At 57.1% G+C, this 17,511-nt stretch carries 18 protein-coding genes and 1 tRNA gene; 5 read left to right on the forward strand and 14 right to left on the reverse strand.

Going from position 1 to position 17,511, the window contains the following annotated elements; genetic code table 11:
* Positions 1 to 8: 8 nt before the first annotated feature.
* Positions 9 to 1,724, forward strand: a complete 1,716-nt coding sequence (locus DESPR_RS12380; RefSeq protein ID WP_015725136.1) for a two-component system sensor histidine kinase NtrB — start codon at positions 9 to 11, stop codon at positions 1,722 to 1,724.
* Here the strand turns inward: DESPR_RS12380 and murA are convergent.
* From murA to DESPR_RS12450, 14 genes are all read right to left on the reverse strand, one after another.
* Positions 1,714 to 2,997, reverse strand: coding sequence for a UDP-N-acetylglucosamine 1-carboxyvinyltransferase (gene murA / locus DESPR_RS12385; protein ID WP_015725137.1), 1,284 nt, complete (start codon positions 2,995 to 2,997; stop codon positions 1,714 to 1,716). The genes DESPR_RS12380 and murA overlap by 11 nt on opposite strands.
* Positions 2,998 to 3,053: 56 nt before the next feature.
* Positions 3,054 to 3,914, reverse strand: coding sequence for a peptide chain release factor N(5)-glutamine methyltransferase (gene prmC, locus DESPR_RS12390; RefSeq protein ID WP_015725138.1), 861 nt, complete (start codon positions 3,912 to 3,914; stop codon positions 3,054 to 3,056).
* Positions 3,915 to 3,931: 17 nt separating this feature from the next.
* The gene (gene prfA / locus DESPR_RS12395; RefSeq protein WP_015725139.1) at positions 3,932 to 5,002 is read right to left on the reverse strand and encodes a peptide chain release factor 1; all 1,071 of its coding nucleotides are present in this window, start codon (positions 5,000 to 5,002) and stop codon (positions 3,932 to 3,934) included.
* A 149-nt stretch (positions 5,003 to 5,151) separates the two neighbouring features.
* Positions 5,152 to 5,370 (reverse strand): 50S ribosomal protein L31, encoded by a 219-nt coding sequence (gene rpmE, locus DESPR_RS12400; protein ID WP_015725140.1) that lies wholly within the window; start codon positions 5,368 to 5,370, stop codon positions 5,152 to 5,154.
* 97 nt (positions 5,371 to 5,467) lie between these two features.
* A complete protein-coding gene (gene rho, locus DESPR_RS12405) occupies positions 5,468 to 6,715 on the reverse strand; it encodes a transcription termination factor Rho (RefSeq protein ID WP_015725141.1) in 1,248 nt (415 codons plus the stop codon).
* Positions 6,716 to 7,124: 409 nt separating this feature from the next.
* Positions 7,125 to 7,730: a dephospho-CoA kinase gene (coaE, locus tag DESPR_RS12410; protein ID WP_015725142.1), complete on the reverse strand. Its 606-nt coding sequence runs from the start codon at positions 7,728 to 7,730 to the stop codon at positions 7,125 to 7,127.
* The gene (locus tag DESPR_RS12415) at positions 7,730 to 8,770 is read right to left on the reverse strand and encodes an RluA family pseudouridine synthase (RefSeq protein ID WP_245529448.1); all 1,041 of its coding nucleotides are present in this window, start codon (positions 8,768 to 8,770) and stop codon (positions 7,730 to 7,732) included. The genes coaE and DESPR_RS12415 overlap by 1 nt, the downstream gene beginning before the upstream one ends.
* Positions 8,739 to 9,218, reverse strand: a complete 480-nt coding sequence (locus DESPR_RS12420; RefSeq protein ID WP_015725144.1) for a CarD family transcriptional regulator — start codon at positions 9,216 to 9,218, stop codon at positions 8,739 to 8,741. The genes DESPR_RS12415 and DESPR_RS12420 overlap by 32 nt, the downstream gene beginning before the upstream one ends.
* 218 nt (positions 9,219 to 9,436) lie before the next feature.
* Positions 9,437 to 10,027 carry an aminoacyl-tRNA hydrolase gene (pth, locus tag DESPR_RS19320; protein WP_015725145.1) on the reverse strand — a complete coding sequence of 197 codons (591 nt, stop codon included), beginning with the start codon at positions 10,025 to 10,027 and terminating at the stop codon, positions 9,437 to 9,439.
* Between the two features lie 97 nt (positions 10,028 to 10,124).
* Positions 10,125 to 10,682: a 50S ribosomal protein L25 gene (locus DESPR_RS12430; RefSeq protein ID WP_015725146.1), complete on the reverse strand. Its 558-nt coding sequence runs from the start codon at positions 10,680 to 10,682 to the stop codon at positions 10,125 to 10,127.
* 55 nt (positions 10,683 to 10,737) lie between these two features.
* Positions 10,738 to 11,676: a ribose-phosphate pyrophosphokinase gene (locus DESPR_RS12435; RefSeq protein WP_015725147.1), complete on the reverse strand. Its 939-nt coding sequence runs from the start codon at positions 11,674 to 11,676 to the stop codon at positions 10,738 to 10,740.
* Positions 11,677 to 11,698: 22 nt separating this feature from the next.
* Positions 11,699 to 11,773: transfer RNA gene (locus tag DESPR_RS12440), tRNA-Gln, on the reverse strand.
* A gap of 35 nt (positions 11,774 to 11,808) precedes the next feature.
* Positions 11,809 to 12,717, reverse strand: a complete 909-nt coding sequence (gene ispE, locus DESPR_RS12445) for a 4-(cytidine 5'-diphospho)-2-C-methyl-D-erythritol kinase (protein ID WP_081458031.1) — start codon at positions 12,715 to 12,717, stop codon at positions 11,809 to 11,811.
* Positions 12,718 to 12,736: 19 nt separating this feature from the next.
* Positions 12,737 to 13,051, reverse strand: coding sequence for a DUF1844 domain-containing protein (locus tag DESPR_RS12450; protein ID WP_015725149.1), 315 nt, complete (start codon positions 13,049 to 13,051; stop codon positions 12,737 to 12,739).
* A 285-nt stretch (positions 13,052 to 13,336) separates the two neighbouring features.
* Here DESPR_RS12450 and gltX point away from each other — a divergent pair, with 285 nt between their 5' ends.
* The 4 genes from gltX to DESPR_RS12470 all read left to right on the forward strand — a co-directional run bounded on the left by gltX (position 13,337) and on the right by DESPR_RS12470 (position 17,410).
* Positions 13,337 to 14,824 (forward strand): glutamate--tRNA ligase, encoded by a 1,488-nt coding sequence (gene gltX, locus DESPR_RS12455; protein ID WP_015725150.1) that lies wholly within the window; start codon positions 13,337 to 13,339, stop codon positions 14,822 to 14,824.
* 23 nt (positions 14,825 to 14,847) lie between these two features.
* Positions 14,848 to 16,539, forward strand: a complete 1,692-nt coding sequence (locus DESPR_RS12460) for a glutamine--tRNA ligase/YqeY domain fusion protein (RefSeq protein WP_015725151.1) — start codon at positions 14,848 to 14,850, stop codon at positions 16,537 to 16,539.
* Between the two features lie 9 nt (positions 16,540 to 16,548).
* Positions 16,549 to 16,785: a FeoA family protein gene (locus tag DESPR_RS12465; protein ID WP_015725152.1), complete on the forward strand. Its 237-nt coding sequence runs from the start codon at positions 16,549 to 16,551 to the stop codon at positions 16,783 to 16,785.
* A gap of 301 nt (positions 16,786 to 17,086) precedes the next feature.
* A complete protein-coding gene (locus DESPR_RS12470) occupies positions 17,087 to 17,410 on the forward strand; it encodes a FeoA family protein (protein ID WP_015725153.1) in 324 nt (107 codons plus the stop codon).
* Positions 17,411 to 17,511: the final 101 nt, after the last annotated feature.

Consider the following 17,511-nt stretch of genomic DNA (forward strand, 5'->3'; position numbering starts at 1 on the left):
CGCACGCCATGGTTCGTTTCATCTCCAGGATTTTTTCCCCGGTCACCAACAGCGAACAGGAAACCCGACGGCATATTCTGTTGTGGATACTGATCCGGGTCATGCTGTTCACCCTGCTCATCACCATTACCACCTACCTGCGGGAAAAAGGGCATCCCGTGATCCTGCCGCCAGCATCCGTGACCTCCCTGTTTCTCCTCGGGATTTACGGTTTTTCCATCACCTCCGCGCTGCTACTGCGGAAAGCGGGGTGGCCGGCACGGCACTTCGCCATCAGCCAGCTCTTTTGCGACACCGTTTTCTACGCTCTTGTTGTCTATAGCACGGGCTGCAGCCAATCCAACTTCACCGCCCTCCTCGTTCTACCGGTCATTGCCGGAGGGTTGCTCCTGTATCGAATCGGTGCCCTGTTCCTCGCCGCGACCGCTACCCTGCTTTACGGCGGATTGCTTGCCCTCGAATTCTTCGACAGGGTGCCAGGGTATTTTCTTGCGTCGGCCTATAGACCGCCCGCCACCATTCTGACCGGCATCAATCTTTTCGCCATCTACGGCCTGATCTTCTTTCTCGCTGCCCTGCTCAGCGGGCAACTGGCACGGCGGCTGAGCGCCACCGAGGAAAAATTGAGCCGGACATCCTTGGAATATGACCGGTTATCGATCCTCTACAAACAGATCTTTGACGATATTTCCACCGGAATTATCACCACTGACCAAAACGACTTCGTCACCTCATATAATCAGGCGGCGGAAAGAATTACCGGTTATCCGCGGGAAAAGGTCCTCGGCCAGCCGTTTAACCGCTGTTTTCCTGCCATCCGCCTTCTGGAAAAACAGGGTCGCAGTGTCTGTGATTTTCTGAAAAACGAGGGGACGCCGATTCGGATCGGGTACTCCTTTTCCTACCTCAACATGCCGGGGCAGGAACGACAGGAGGATCGCCAAGGCAAATGGAAGGTGATCACCTTGCAGGACATCAGTCAAATCGAACGGATGGAACGACAGATGCGGGAGGCGGAAAAGATGGCGGCCATCGGCGAATTAAGTGCTTCCATTGCCCACGATTTCAGGAATCCGCTGGCAGCCATTTCCGGTTCGGCCCAGATCCTGGCCATGGAACACAACCCGCTCGAAACCCTCGACGCCACCACCTTCAAGACCCTGGTGGCTATTATCTCTCGGGAATCCAACCGAATGGCCAAGACAATCACCGACTTCCTCCAATTTGCCCGCCCCGCGCCGATCCAGCCGGAGTGGTTTGATTTCAACCGGGTGGTCGATGAAGTCATCGCCCACCTATCGGCCGGAACCAAAACCGCCGCTGTCACGGAAATTCGCAAGGAGATCGCCGAACATCTCGACTGCTGGGCCGATCGTCAGCAAATGCAAACCATCCTCGGCCATCTGCTGGAGAATGCTTCCTCAGCCATGGGGGCCAGTCCAGGCTCAATCGTCATTGCCGCCCACGACAATGACAGGACCGGAGACGGTCAAGGCTCCCTGTGGGTGGAGATTCGCGATCAGGGACCTGGGATACCGCCTGAACTGCGGGACAAGGTCTTTACCCCTTTTTTTTCTAGCCGTACCGATGGCACGGGCCTGGGATTGTCGATAGTCCGTCAAATCGTGGAAAATCACTGCGGCACAGTCGAAATCGACAGCGCCACCCCCCAAGGCTGCATCGTTCGCCTGCGTTTTCCCCTGCCCCAGGGGGTTACGCCTTGACCTTGTTGACTTTGGCCCCCACGCCCTGCAGTTTTTCCACCATATTCTCATAGCCCCGTTCAAGGTGATAAATTCTCGACACCTCGGTTGTGTCGCTGGCGGAGAGGCCGGCAATGACCAGGGAAGCGGAGGCCCGAAGATCCGTGGCCATCACCGGCGCTCCGCAGAGCTTGTCGCGGCCGATGCCCCGCACCACAGCCCTCGATCCTTCAATGGCAATGTCGGCCCCCATCCGTTTCAGTTCGGCAACATGCATGAACCGATTTTCAAAGATCGTTTCATGAATGATCGAGGTGCCATCGCCCTGGACCATCAGGGCCATGAATTGGGCCTGAAGATCCGTGGGAAAACCGGGATACGGCAAGGTGGTGATGTCGACGCTGCGCAAGCGGCACAGGCTCCGACCTCCTATCTCGGGGCAGGAAACGGTCAGGGATGTTGCGCCCGCCTCGATCTCTACCCCGCACAGGAGCAGTTTCTCCGTGAGCGCGGAGACATGGGCAGGAATGCAGTCGGTGATGGTCATGCAGCCGCCGGTGGCCGCCACCGCGATCATATAGGTTCCGGTTTCAATCCGATCAGGAATGATGGCCGATTCGGTCGCGTGCAGTCGATCCACCCCCTGCACGACCAGCCGATCCGTATCCTTGCCCTCGATCTCGGCGCCCATGGCAACCAGCATGTCAATCAGATTGCCCACTTCGGGCTCCTTGGCCGCATTCTTGATAACTGTCTCTCCCCGGGCCACCACCGAGGCCATGAGTACGTTTTCCGTCCCGGTAACTGAAGGGATGTCAAAATAAATGGTATTGCCCCGCATCCGCCCCTCGCCCCGGGCTTCCACATACCCCTGCTCAAGGTGGGTGGTGACCCCCAGTTTTTCAAATCCCTGCAGGTGATAATTGATTGGCCGGGCACCAATGGCACACCCGCCGGGCAGGGATACACGGGCAAAACCGGAACGGGCCAGCAGGGGGCCAAGGACCAGGACCGAAGCGCGCATGGTTTTCACCAAATCATAGGGCGCCTCGACGCCGGTGAGATGGTCGCTGTTGATGCGCACAGTATGCCCTGCACGCTCCCACCGTGCGCCAAGGATTTCAAGCAGCTTGAGCATGGTCCGGGTATCGCGGAGATCCGGGACATTGTGCAGCGTATGCACGCCTGGCGCCAGCAGGGTTGCGGCTAACAGGGGCAGCGCGGCATTTTTCGCCCCACTGATACCGACCGTGCCATACAGGGGAAATCCGCCTTCGATAACAAGTTTATCCATAAAAATCACACCGATGGGAGAAAATCAAACGTTGAAAACCCTGAACGCGTGGACGATCAGGCGGAAGGAACATAGCGAGCTCGCACGACTCGTGGCCGATCCGCCCAGTCGTGGATGACGCTGACTTCCCGGTAGGCAAGCCCTGGAGCATGAAAGAGGCGCTCCACGGCATGTTTCTGGTCAGCGCCGATTTCAAGAAAGATCCAGCCACCCGGACAAAGAAAGTCCTGTGCGGCTTCAGCGATCCGCGCGATGCTTTCCAAGCCGCTGGCGCCTCCGGAAAGGGCGAGGCGAGGTTCGGCTTGCGCCACTTCGGGCTCCAGCTGGTCAATCACCGCCTCCGCGATATAGGGCGGATTGCTGACGATAAGGTCAAAGGTGCGGGCCGGGTTCAGCGCGGCAAACAGATCGCCACACAGCAGCGTCACCAGGTTGGCGACGCCGTGACACCGCACATTGTCGGCCGCCACAGCCAGGGCGGCCTCGGAGATGTCAACGGCGATCACCGGGCGGCCGAGTTCTCGGGCAAGAACGACCGCGATTGCACCACTGCCGGTGCACATGTCCAACGCTCGTTCCACCGTGGTTCCCGCGCAGGTGGTCAGGACCTGCTCCAGCATGAATTCCGTTTCCGGACGGGGAATGAGCACGGCAGGCGAAACGGTGAATGCAAGGGACCAGAATTCCTGTACGCCGGTCAGATACTGCAACGGGACACGCTGGCAGCGCTGCTCAATGAGTTGCCGATAGCGCGCCACGGTCTGGGAATCGACGCTCTCGTGGCCATGCAGCACCACGTCGCTCCGCGACATTGCCGTCAGATGCTGGAGCAACAGCCGGGCATCAAGCGCGGCCTCTTCGATGCCGGCCCGCTCCAGTTGCCGGGAGGCGTCGGTGAGCAGTGTATCGATGCGCATCGAAGGGGGGACAGAGGCTAGCGGGTGGATTTCAGCGCTTCCGTTTGATAATGGGTAATGATCGGCAGGATGATATCGTCCAGCATGCCGGCCATCACCTGATCCAAACGGTACAGGGTGAGATTGATCCGATGATCGGTGACCCGCCCCTGGGGGAAGTTATAGGTGCGGATGCGCTCGCTGCGATCGCCCGAACCCACCTGGCTTTTCCGTTCCTCGGAAATGCGGTCGTGCCGCTCCTGCTCCATCTTGTCCAACAGACGGGCTCGCAGGACTTGCAACGCCTTGGCCTTGTTCTTGTGTTGGGATTTTTCGTCCTGACAGGTGACCACCAGGCCGGTGGGCAGGTGGGTCACGCGGACAGCGGAATCGGTGGTGTTGACCGATTGGCCGCCGGGGCCGGAAGAACGATAGACATCGAACTTCAGCTCATTGGGTTCAATGTGCAGATCGACCTCTTCCGCTTCGGGTATAATGGCCACGGTCACCGCCGAGGTATGGATCCGCCCCTGGGTTTCGGTATCGGGCACACGCTGCACCCGATGGACACCGGATTCGTATTTCAACCGGGAATAGACCTGGGTGCCGCTCACCAAGGCGATCAGTTCCTTAAAGCCGCCGATACCGATGGGATTGGAACTCATCACCTCGACCTTCCAGCCCTGCATCTCGGCATAGCGGCTGTACATGCGAAAGAGATCAGCCACAAACAGCGCCGCCTCGTCGCCGCCCGTTCCCGCTCTGATTTCAAGAAAGATGTTCTTGTCGTCATTCGGATCCTTGGGCAGCAGACGGATCCGGATGGCTTGTTCCAGTTCGGTCTGCTTGACGACAAGCTCCTCTATCTCGGCCTTGGCCAATTCCACCAGATCGGGATCGTCCTGCTCGGTGCGGATCAGTTCCTGATTGCCAGCGATCTGAGCGCGGACATTGGTGTAAGCGGCATAGAGTTCGGCGATCTTGGCCACGTTGGCATGTTCACGGACGATTTCCCGATACCGCTGCTGATCGCTCACCAGTTGCGGGTCAGCGAGCTGCCGCTCAAGCACACCCAGCTTTTCGTCAATATCGCGCAGATTGTCAAACATGCTTGATTGCGTTGGGAAAAAGAAAATCCCTCATGACCACGGGCTTCGTCGCCTCCTATCTTGTCCATCGCTGCCCGGCAGCACGGAAAAAACAGAAGGGCGCAACGCCCGTGATCAGGAGGGCTGGAAAGAAAGGATGACCGGGGTGGTTATTTTTTCTTGCTGCCCTGGTAGCCGGCATATTTTTTCTTAAATTTCTCAATCCGGCCAGCTGTGTCCACCAGTTTCTGCTTGCCAGTGAAAAAAGGATGGCAGGCGGAACAGATCTCAACCCGAATCTCGCTGTTCACCGAACCAAGCTCGATTTCATTGCCACAGGCGCACAGTGCCTTGATTTTATGATATTCTGGATGGGTATCTGGTTTCATGGGTCGTACTCCTTCTGAAAGGTTATCCACAAGAAAATTTGCTCAAAAGAATGGCAATATATCTTTTTTCGTCACTTCTTGAAAGAAAAAACAAATCCTAGCGATTCATGGAGGCAAAAAACTCCTGATTGGTCTTGGTCTGGCTCATCTTGTCCAAAAGAAACTCCATGGCATCGGCGGGATTCATGGACGAGAGCAGTTTGCGGAGTATCCAGATCCGGTTCAGATCTTCGGGAGGCAGCAGCAGATCTTCCTTGCGGGTTCCGGACTTCTGGATATCGATGGCCGGGTAGATGCGGCGGTTGGCCATTTTCCGATCCAGCACGATTTCCATGTTGCCCGTTCCCTTGAACTCCTCGAAAATCACCTCGTCCATACGGCTGCCGGTGTCGATCAGGGCGGTGGCGAGGATGGTCAGGCTCCCTCCCTCCTCGACGTTGCGTGCCGCGCCGAAAAACCGTTTCGGTCGGTGCAGGGCATTGGCCTCGACACCACCGGAGAGAATCTTGCCCGAGGCCGGCGTTACCGTGTTGTAGGCGCGGGCCAGCCGGGTGATCGAATCGAGCAGGATAACCACGTCTTTTTTATGCTCGACCAACCGCTGGGCCTTCTGGATGACCATCTCCGCCACTTGAATATGGCGCTGCGGCGGTTCGTCGAAGGTCGAACTGACCACCTCGGCATCGACACTGCGCTTCATGTCGGTCACCTCTTCCGGGCGCTCGTCGATCAACAGCACGATTAAAATAATCTCTTTGTGATTGGTGACGATGGAGTTGGCGATCTTCTGCATCAGCACGGTCTTGCCGGTACGGGGCGGCGCGACGATCAGGCCGCGTTGTCCCTTGCCCAACGGCGCGGTGATGTTCAAAACCCGCATGGACAGGTTGTCCGGCGTGGTCTCCAGATTGATCAACTTATCGGGATGCAACGGTGTCAGGTTGATGAAAGCGGTTTTATTTTTCGCCGCTTCCGGCAACTCATAATTGATGGTATCCACCTTGAGCAGGGCGAAATACCGTTCGTTGTCCTTGGGCGCACGCACCTCGCCCTCGACACTGTCACCGGTTCGCAGGTTGAGCCGGCGGATCTGCGACGGCGACACGTAGATATCATCCGGACCGGGCAAATAATTGTAGTCCGGAGCACGAAGAAAACCGAATCCATCCTGGAGGATTTCAAGCACGCCGCTGCCTCGCAACTTGCCGTCCTCGTCGGCCTGCTCTTTGAGGATGGCAAAAATCAGCTCCTGCTTGGTCATATTGCTGTACCCCTCGATATTGAGCGATGCAGCAAGGCTGACAAGTTCCTTTATTTTCTTGTTCTTCAACTCGGTTGGATTCATTGACCGGTCATTCCTCCATGAGGTCAGTGGCTGGAAAACGCCGATGGGTATCAGCTGTATAAAGATAGATGTTCGCTAATTGGAAAGAACGGCGAGAGGATAGCCAACGCCATTATGTCCGCGCGTTTTCGCGTTCGGGTAGCTTTAACGAAAGAAGTCTATGGGGTGATGTTCTAGTTAACTATTGGCAAACCGGGCATTGGGGACCGGACGGATCCCGATGATCGAGATAACTGTTCATTTGACCGCCATCGCACTGCTGGACGGGCCCATCAGGATTCGGTCAAATTATGTATCGGATGCGTGAAATATCAGAACAAGAAACCGATGACTGGAAATCGATCCGTTGAGATGCTACCGTGCTAAATATTTGTTTCACGTAGGCGTGTCAAGTACTTTCTCGACGAAATCAGACCGGAAAGCACTCGGAAAGCTTATCGCCCAGGGCGATCACCTGTAGCCTGGTGCGTGTCCAAGCGCCGCTGTTGTCGATGCAGTAATCCGCCCGCTTCGCCTTCTCCCGTAGATCCATTTGCGCGGCCACCGCTTGTGCCGCCTTGTGCCGGGAAACCCCATCCCGCTGCATGATTCGGCAGCACTGCACTCCCCGCCGGGCATACACCACGAGCACCGCCTGCATCTCATTGTCCCACCCCGCCTCATAGAGCAGCGGCACCTCGACCAAAATCAGTGCATGCCGGTGGCTGGCCACCGCTCGGTGCATCGCCGCACGCGCCAGCGGATGGAGCAGACCGTCGACCTGCTGCCGAAATTGGGGCTCGCTGAACAGACGCTCACGCAGAGCGACCCGATCCAGCTCGCCGGAGGGACGAAGGAAGGCATTGCCAAAGGCGGCACGCAAGGCCAGCCAACCAGGTTGATCGATATCCAGAAGATGACGGCAGCATTGGTCGACATCGATCAGCGGCGCCAGACAGTAGCTGGCCAACAGACGGCTGACGCAACTTTTGCCTGAGCCGATTCCCCCGGTTATGCCGAGCAAAAAGGGCTGCATCAGCCGAGTGTCCGGACGAGGTTGAGGATATCCTGCATATCGGCCCACAAAGGCGCCGTCAGGCACATCTCCTCGTTGGTCAGCGGATGATGGAAGCGCAGCGTGCTTGCGTGCAACATCTGCCTTGGCGGCTTGATCGGGGCCCCGCGTTCCACCCTGCCCCCATAGAGTGCATCTCCGGCAACCGGTGCCCGCAGAGAGGCCATATGAACACGGATCTGATGCGTCCTGCCGGTTTCAATGCCAATTTCGACCAGGCACCAGCCATTGATGAAGGATTCGAGAACGCGCCAGTGCGTGGCAGCGTACTTGCCCTGGTCAGGGCGGATGGCCATTTTTTTTCGATCGACCGGATGCCTGCCGATGGGTGCCACCAGGCGTCCCTCCCGTTCCCGGGGGCTACGCAACAGCAGTGCATGGTAGGTTTTGTGGATCTTCCGGTTTTTGAAATCCGCCATCAGGCTACGAAGCGACCGCTCCGATTTCGCCACCAGCATCACCCCGGAGGTGTCCTTGTCCAACCGATGGACAATCCCCGGGCGGCCAGCATCCAATGCGGGGAGATCCTGACAGTGATAGAGCAACCCATGCACCAGGGTTCCGCCGCCATGGCCGCAGGCCGGATGAACGACCAGCCCCGGTGGTTTACCGATGACCAGCAGATGCTCATCTTCAAACAGTATGGAAAAATCGATTTTTTCAGGGGCAAGATCAAGAGACGGGGTAGGCGGGAAGGAAACGGTGATGATTTCATCCTGGTGAAGACGATACCCAGCCTTCACCTGCTGCCCGTTGACGAGCACATGGGCAGCCCCTATGAGTTTGCCGATGGCGGAGCGTGACTGCTCGGGAAGCTGGCGGATGAGGTAGTGATCAAGGCGTTGACCTTGGTCGCCGGAGGTCACCATGAACTCGGCGTCTGTCGTAATCGGCGCCGGCTGTTGCCAGGAATCAGCCTGCCCATCGTCGTCCACCAGGTCATACCAATCGACCGGTGACCCGGTAAAATTAACAGAACAACTTTTCGATCTGCTGCTCAATCATCCCCTCTTCCATCTGCTTGGCCAGCGACAACTCCTTGACCAGGAGATTCTTCGCGGTATCCAGCATTTTACGTTCGCCATACGAGAGATCTTTATCTTCCTTCAACAAAAAAAGATCGCGCAACACCACCGCCACCTCAAACACCGATCCGGTTTTGATTTTTTCCATGTACTCACGGTATCGACGATTCCAGGTTTGTGCCGTGATTTTGATGTCGCGTTCCTTGAGGATATCGATGACCTTGGGAACGTCCTCACCGGAAATAATAGCTCGCAAACCGACATTGGCACTGGTAGCGGTCGGTATCATGATGGTCATATCGTTATCGAGAATTTTCATCACATAAAAACTCTGGTCGATGCCACCGATGCTTTGCGTTTTTATGGCTTCAATCAGGCCAACGCCATGAGCCGGATAGACCGCCATATCACCTTTTGAAAACACATGACCCTCCGAGAACTGAAATAGACATACGCTAGCCCAAGACTCAGCGTATTACTAAAGTATTATGATAGCATATTTTTTGCCTATTGGCAAAGACTGGATGGCAATTATCGGAGAGAAAGAAGAGGATGGGAAAAACCCTCCATGATTTCCTGGAGCTATGCTGCCTGAAGCAAATCACTGGGGCGTTCGAGGTTGACCAAATAGGCCGAAGCGGCTTATCGCCCGTTGATTCGATTCATGCACCGGTCAACGCCTTCCTGGATGAACACGGCGACCGCTTCCGCCACCAATGTCTTGCGCTGCTCAAACAGGCTCATTTCGGCATCACCCATTCGCCCCAGCACAAATTGATCGACGGGTTGCCCTTGCCCCACCTCGTCCACGACGGGACGACCGACGCCGATCTTCAGCCGGGCAAATTCCGTGGTGCCAAGGTGCTGGGCCACGGAACGAACGCCATTGTGTCCTCCAGCGCCCCCTTTGGCCACCAGCTTGATCCGGCCGGCGCTCAGATCGATATCATCGTGGAGGATCAAAAGATTACATAGAGGAATCTTGAAATAATCGACAAAACTTCGAACACTCTCCCCGGACCGATTCATGTAGGTTTGCGGTTTCAGAAAATACAGTTGGTGGCCATGGGCGCGGCCGTGACAATACAACCCCTGCATTTTTTGGGTTTCAATCAGCAACCCCTGAAGCCCTGCGAGATGATCAAGAAAGAAAAAACCAATATTATGACGGGAAAGATGATATTCCCGCCCTGGATTGCCCAGGCCGACGAGAAGAAACCGTGAATCCGTCATGGATGAAAAAGAGGCAAAAACAAAACGAGCCGAAAAAATTTCGGCTCGATATCAGCAATGATGCAGGAAGCAGCGTCTCTGCTTCCTCACGAAGGCGTTATTGAACAGCCACACAGACGGTGCTTGCTTTCTCCAACATCTCCACCTTTTCGGGAAGGGGCAGATCGCCATAGGTGATTCCCGCCCCGCCCTGCTCCAATGGGGTGATATCGACTTGGATCACGTCGGGAATATCCAACGGACATCCCCGCAATTGCACACTGTCTCTGAACACCTGCAATTCCCCTCCCAGATCCACCCCCTTGGCGGTACCGACATACTCCACGGGCACAGTAAATTTGGCGGCTTTGTTGAGATCGATTTCAAGGAAATCGACATGCAATAAGCTACCGGTCACCGGGGCCTTCTGAATTTCCTGTACAAGCACGTGCCGCTCGCCCTTGTCGTCACCCTCGATCTTCAGAGTGATCACTGCATTGCGGCCATGAATGAACAACAGGCTTTTATAGAGTTTCGCTGTCTCCACCTGCAAGGACACGGATTTATTGCCGCCACTATACAGATTGGCAGGGGTGATGCTTTGCATCCGCAACTGCCGCATCGGCCCCTTGCCAAAAACCGTGCGCACTGAAGACTCGACATTTACCTGTAACATAACAACCCTCCCCCCATACTCCGGGATCTATAACAATTCGTTATTATACTAAAAATTATACAAACAAATAACTGACGGAATCTTCGTTATGGATCCTGCTGATCGCCTCGCCCAGCAGCGCCCCCACCGACAGCACTGTTATTTTCTCACACTGTCTCGCCTCCTCCCGAAGCGGGATGGAATTGGTCACCAGAAGGGACCGCAGACAGGATTGACTGATACGCTCTATGGCTGGGCCGGACAGCACCGCATGCGAACAGCAGGCATGCACTTCTTTGGCCCCGACTTTTTTCAAAATTTCGGCACCCCCACAGAGGGTACCAGCGGTGTCCACAATATCATCAAGGAGAATAGCGGTTTTGCCGGCAACATCGCCGATGACGTGGACAGCCTCGCACTCATTGGCCCGTTCCCGGCGCTTGTCGATGATCGCAAGTCCTGCATTCAGCCGCTTGGCGAAAGCGCGCGTTCGCTCCACACCGCCAGCATCGGGAGAAACCATGACTACATCGGTGAAACTCTCCCGTATGTATTTCAAGATAATGGGAGCCGCATACAGATGATCGACCGGAATATTGAAAAATCCCTGAATCTGCCCGGCGTGCAGGTCCATGCACAATACCCTTCGGGTGCCCACCACCATCAGCATCTCGGCAACAGCCTTGGCAGTAATTGGAACACGGGGACGCACTTTCCGATCCTGACGGGCGTAGCCGTAATAGGGCATCACCGCCGTAATCCGCCGGGCGGACGCGCGGCGCAAGGCATCGACCATGATCAACAACTCCATAAGATTGTCGTTGACCGGCGTACAGGTAGGCTGAACAACAAAAACATCGGCGCCACGTACATTTTCGCCGATTTCAACAGAAATTTCACCATCGGAAAACTGCTTCACTTCGGCCGCGCCAAGCGGCACATTCAGGTATTCACAGATTTCCTTGGCGATCGCCGGATTGGCATTGCCGGTGAAAATTTTCATTTTTTTGGGCATGACGCGCAACTTATTTTAAGAGTGGCTGGGGCGGGAGGATTCGAACCCCCGAATGCAAGGATCAAAACCTTGTGTCTTACCGCTTGACGACGCCCCAGTCCATGACCAGAAACACTGAGCGGACAGTGGTACTCATTCTTCCTCAACAGGATCTACCAGGTAGGTGTACACAAACCGGCTCTTGAAACGAATGAAGCCGACTTCCGCCTGCTGCCGATTACTGAATACACCAAAGACCGTCGGCCCTGATCCAGACATCAACGCTCCGACCGCCCCGCTTTCGACCAACCCCGCCTTGATCTGTTCGATTTGCGGGTGTCGGGCGAGCGTGACCCGTTCGAGATCGTTGCACGATCGCGCTGCCCATGATTCCGGCAGAAGGGGCTCGCGAGGGGTGAAGGACCGATCAATATCTTCCTGCGAATTTTTTAGGTTACTCCCAATTTTATCCACTGTCAACGCAAAATTCTGATACACCCAGCGGGTCGAAACCGGAATACCGGGATTGACCAGAACAAGGCTACATCCCTTCAGCGGCGGGACGGGATGCAGCTGCTCCCCAATACCGGTGGCGATTGCCGCCGGGGCAGTGGCAAGAAAAAAGGGCACATCCGCACCCAGGCGGAGCCCCATGGCGGCCAACTCCGCGCCGGAACAACCGCATTGATACAGTTCATTCAATCCATTGAGGGTCGCCGCCGCATCGCTGCTGCCACCACCCAGGCCCGCCGCCACCGGAATCCTCTTGGTCAGCGACACGCGCACCCCATTGGCATCCCCTTTTCGTCGCCCTTGGGTTTCCCGCAAAAACAGTTCCGCCGCTCGGTAAACGATATTGTCCCTGTTTTCCGGAAGGGTGCCGTTAACACAGTGCAGATGGATGCCCTCGGCGCAGGCCTGCACTTCTATTTCGTCATAAAGGCCGACCTTCTGCATCAACGTGTCCAGCAAATGATAGCCGTCGGCTCGCCGCCCGATCACTTTGAGATAAAGATTGACCTTTGCCGGCGCCCGGAGAAGGAGTTGCTCCCGCTGCATCATCTCAATCGAACGAAGAAATTCAGGATAACTTGACGAATCGTATCTTCAACTCGTAGAGAATGCGGGTGAGCAATTCATTTTCATCGGGGTCGAGATTCCCCTGGGTCTTGTAGGCCAGCAGGGCCAAGGTGTCGATGGTATGCTTGGCCAGCTCACGGTCGACAATCCGCTGCCCGGTTTCCGGATGCGGCAGTTCTCCCATGTGATAGAGGGCGGAGGTGTTCAACGAGAGAATAAACGAGGCAAACGTCACCTCCGGCATCACGCACCGGCCTGAGGCATCGCGTACCCGGCCCTCTGGACATTCGTCGCAACTCGAGAGATTTTCTGTCATATCGCTTCACTCTGCATCAGTTCAATTTCCTCCCTGGCTGCGGTCGCCACCATAATGGCCAGTACCGTTGCAACTCAGACAGTTGCGGGAATATACCGGCATTGCCCCCTGCCTACAAGGTGAAAGTAGCCCCTTGATCAGCCGTCGCCCTTGCACGGGCGAGCTCTCTTGACACCCTGACGGCTCAGCTTCTTGTTGAAGAGAAACCGGTTCGGCGCTATATAGTTGAGATTTCACGTCCAGAAGCGCCGAAGCAACAGGACACGATTCATCACAGGAGTTATCATGGAAGAGGTACGCGTTCGCTTTCCCCCCAGCCCCACTGGCTACCTGCACATTGGAGGCGCGAGAACGGCGTTGTTCAATTGGCTTTTTGCCAAGCAACACAATGGCAAACTGATCCTGCGCATCGAGGATACCGACGAAGAACGATCCACCCAGGCGTCGATCGACGGCATTATCGACGGTCTGCAATGGCTGGGCATCGATTGGGACGAGGGACCCTACTTCCAGACCGAATTCGCCGCCGACCACATTGCCGCCGCCAACCGGCTGCTGACCTCCGGCCACGCCTACAAATGCTTCTGCACCAAGGAAGAACTGGAACAGAAGCGTGAAGCGGCCATGGCCGCAAAACAACGCGATGTCGGCTACGACGGCACCTGCCGCCACCTCACCGCCGAGGAAATCCAAGCAAAGGAAGCACAGGACATCCCGGCGACAATCCGTTTCAAGGTCCCTGAACGGCCGGGCACGCTTTATTACGACGACGAGGTGTTGGGACGCATCGAACGCGCTTACAGCGAGATCGAGGATTTCGTCATCGTCCGCTCCAACGGCAAGCCGCTCTACCTGCTGTGCAACGTGGTCGACGACATCCGCGACCGCATCACCCACATCATCCGCGGCCAGGACCACATGACCAACACCACCCGCCAGGTGCTGCTCTACGAGGCCCTGGGCGCCAAGCTGCCGGTATTCGCCCACATGCCGCTCACCCTGGACCTGCAGAAACGGAAGATCTCCAAGCGCAGCCACGGCGAGGTCGTGGCGGTCCAGTTTTACCGTGACCGGGGCTTCATCCCTTGGGCGGTGTGCAACTTCCTCTGTCTGCTTGGCTGGAACCCGGGCACGGACCAGGAATTCTTCTCCCGCGAGGAACTGATCCAGGCCTTCAGCCTCTCACGCATGAGCCGGGTCAACTCGGTGTTCAACTATAAACCGGGCGATCCCAAATTCTTTACCGATCCCAAGCTGATAGCCATCAACGAGCACTACCTGCGCACCATGGATCTGGAAACGCTCGGCGAAATGGTGCGCAAGGAACTGGAGGCCGAAGGGCTGTGGAACCCGGCCTATGCCACCAGCCGTCGCGACTGGTATCTGGCGACCCTCGGCTTGATCCGCGACCGCTTCCACACGCTCAAGGATTTCACCACCGCCGGCCGGGCCTATTTCTCCGACCAGTACAACATCGATCCCAAGCCGCTGGCCAAGAACGTGCTCAAGTTCCCGGAACTGGTGACGTGGCTGCCGCAGTTGGCGGAGCGTTTCGCCCAACTGGAGGACTTCAACGCCGAGGCCACCGAGCGAGTCAGCCGCGAACTGGCCGAGGAATTGGCCGTCAAGCCGGGCACCCTGATCAACGCCATGCGCACGGTGCTCACCGGACAGCTGGCCGGTCCGTCGATGTTTGACATCGTCATCACCCTAGGCAGGGAAAAGGTGGTGGCCCGCCTCAGTCATGTCGATCACCTGTTTGCCGCCGCCTAATGCTAGTACACCGAAGGACAGCCATGACCACAGAGAAAGAAACCTCCGGCAAGCCGCTCGATTTCATCCGCCAGATCATCGCCGAGGACCTCGCCTCCGGCAAACACCGGACCATTGTCACCCGTTTTCCGCCCGAACCCAATGGCTTTCTCCACATCGGCCACGCCAAGTCGATCTGCCTCAACTTCGGGGTCGCGGTGGAGAACAACGCCACCTGCCATCTGCGCTTCGACGACACCAACCCGGACAAGGAATCGACCGAATATGTCGAATCGATCCAGCGGGATGTGCGCTGGCTGGGGTTCGACTGGGGCGAGCACCGCTACTACGCCTCGGATTACTTCGACCAGCTGCACGACTTTGCCGTCCAACTGATCGGGATGGGCAAAGCCTACGTCTGCCACCTCAGCAGCGACGAGATCCGCGCATACCGCGGCACCCTGACCGAACCGGGCAAGGAGAGCCCGTACCGCAACCGATCGGTGGCGGAGAATCTCGATCTTTTTGCCCGGATGCGGGCCGGCGAGTTCGACGAGGGCACCTGCGTGCTCCGGGCCAAGATCGACATGGCCTCGCCCAACATCGTCATGCGCGATCCGGTGCTCTATCGCATTCTCAAATCCCACCACCATCGGACCGGCGACAAATGGTGCATCTACCCGATGTACGATTTCACCCACTGCCTGTCCGACATGCTGGAAGGGATCACCCACAGCCTCTGCACCCTGGAGTTCGAAAACAATCGCGCCCTGTACGACTGGGTGCTCGATACCCTGCAAACCCCCAACCACCCGCGGCAAATCGAGTTTGCCCGCCTCAACATCAATTACACCGTGACCAGCAAACGCAAGTTGCTGCAGTTGGTCACCGAAGGCCATGTCTCCGGTTGGGATGATCCGCGCATGCTGACCATCTCCGGCCTGCGACGCCGGGGCTATACCCCGGCCTCGATCCGCAATTTTTGCGCCACCATCGGCATCGGCAAGCGGGAATCGTGGATCGACATGGGGGTGCTGGAGAATGCGGTCCGCGACGACCTCAACGAACATGCCCGCCGTGTCTTTGGGGTGCTCGATCCACTCAAGATCGTGCTCACCAACTATCCCGAAGGCGAAACCGAGGAGGTGGTGGCCCAGAATCATCCCCAGAATCCGGCCATGGGCGAGCGGCGGGTGCCGTTTTCCCGCGAGATCTACATCGAGCGGTCGGACTTCATGGAGGATGCGCCAAAGAAATTCTTCCGCCTCAGCGTCGGTCGCGAGGTACGGCTCCGCTATGCCTATCTGATCACCTGCCAGGAGGTGATCAAGAACGAGCGGGGCGAGGTGGTGGAACTGCGTTGCACCTATGATCCGGACAGCCGTGGCGGCACCGCTCCCGACGGCCGCAAGGTCAAGGGCACCATCCATTGGGTATCGGCCCCCCATGCCCTGCGGGCCGAGGTGCGGCTTTATGACCGGCTGTTCACCGCCGAGTACCCGGATGCGGACAAGGAACGAAATTTCAAAGAGTTTCTCAACCCACACTCCCTCACGCTGCTGAGCGAGTGCATGCTGGAACCGGGGTTGGCCCAAGCCACCATTGAGGATCGCTTCCAGTTCGAGCGACAGGGGTACTTCTGCCTCGATAATGGGGCGAGCCGTCCGGACAGACCGGTGTTCAACCGGATCGTCACCCTGCGCGACAGCTGGGCCAAACTCAACGAATCCGCTTAGGAGTACCCCATGGCGATCATCAACCTACGCAACATGGCGATCAACCAGAGCGGCACCATTGTCAGTGTCAAGGTCGGCGGGGAACTCGGCCGCCGTATCCGCGAAATGGGCCTGGTGCCGGGCACCGAAATCACGGTCAAACAGCGCGCCCCCCTGAACGACCCGGTAGCCCTGCGGGTCATGGGCGGGACCCTGACCCTGCGCAACAACGAGGCCGATTACATTGAAGTGGAGGTCGCCTCCTGAGTCTCCCTCCTGGGGCGGGACCTGTTTCCGCCCCAGGAGGGCCCACCGATCTTCTTCTGCCGACCGTTGCCACGCATTCCCCTGTTCCTTCTCTGCCTCCCCACCTGCGCTCCCCCCAAAAAAAACATCGATGATCAGGCTCGCCCCTTGGCAAAGCTGTTGACAGTAGCCATTGTTTGGAATAACTAACAATTCATGTGTGTCCAAGCGAATTTGGCGGGCAAAACACTTTTCTAGCCTTGTGCATCTGCCCCGCCAAGGGCGCACCGTTTCCTTTCAACCGGAAAGACGTGTACTCTCTATGCCCAAGAATCAAAGCGATAGCTCCTGCATTGTGCTCAACGATGTTCCGACCCAATGCCATCACCGCAAACGGTGCGGCAACCGGATGGCCCATGGGGGAACGCCCTTGCCTGAGATCTGCTGCCACAAGCGCCTGCGGGTGTGTGCCATCAACGGTGACCGGAAGACCTGCGCCAAGATGGCCAACCTCGGGGTGTTGCCAGGTTGCGAGCTCGAATTGCTGTGCAAGGGAGGCGGCCAGCAATGCATGGTCAAGGTGAACGGCGGGACCATCAGCCTCGATGCTCTTACCGCGACCAATATTCTGGTGGCCCCCGTCTGATCGGCAGACGGATCGTGATAGTCGGAAAAGGAACCAGACAAACTCGCTGGAGGTAAAGGAAGATGCAAAATCTGATCGTGATCGCGGTTGTATGCTGCGCG

Origin of the sequence: Desulfobulbus propionicus DSM 2032, assembly GCF_000186885.1 — a bacterium.
Lineage (GTDB): Bacteria > Desulfobacterota > Desulfobulbia > Desulfobulbales > Desulfobulbaceae > Desulfobulbus > Desulfobulbus propionicus.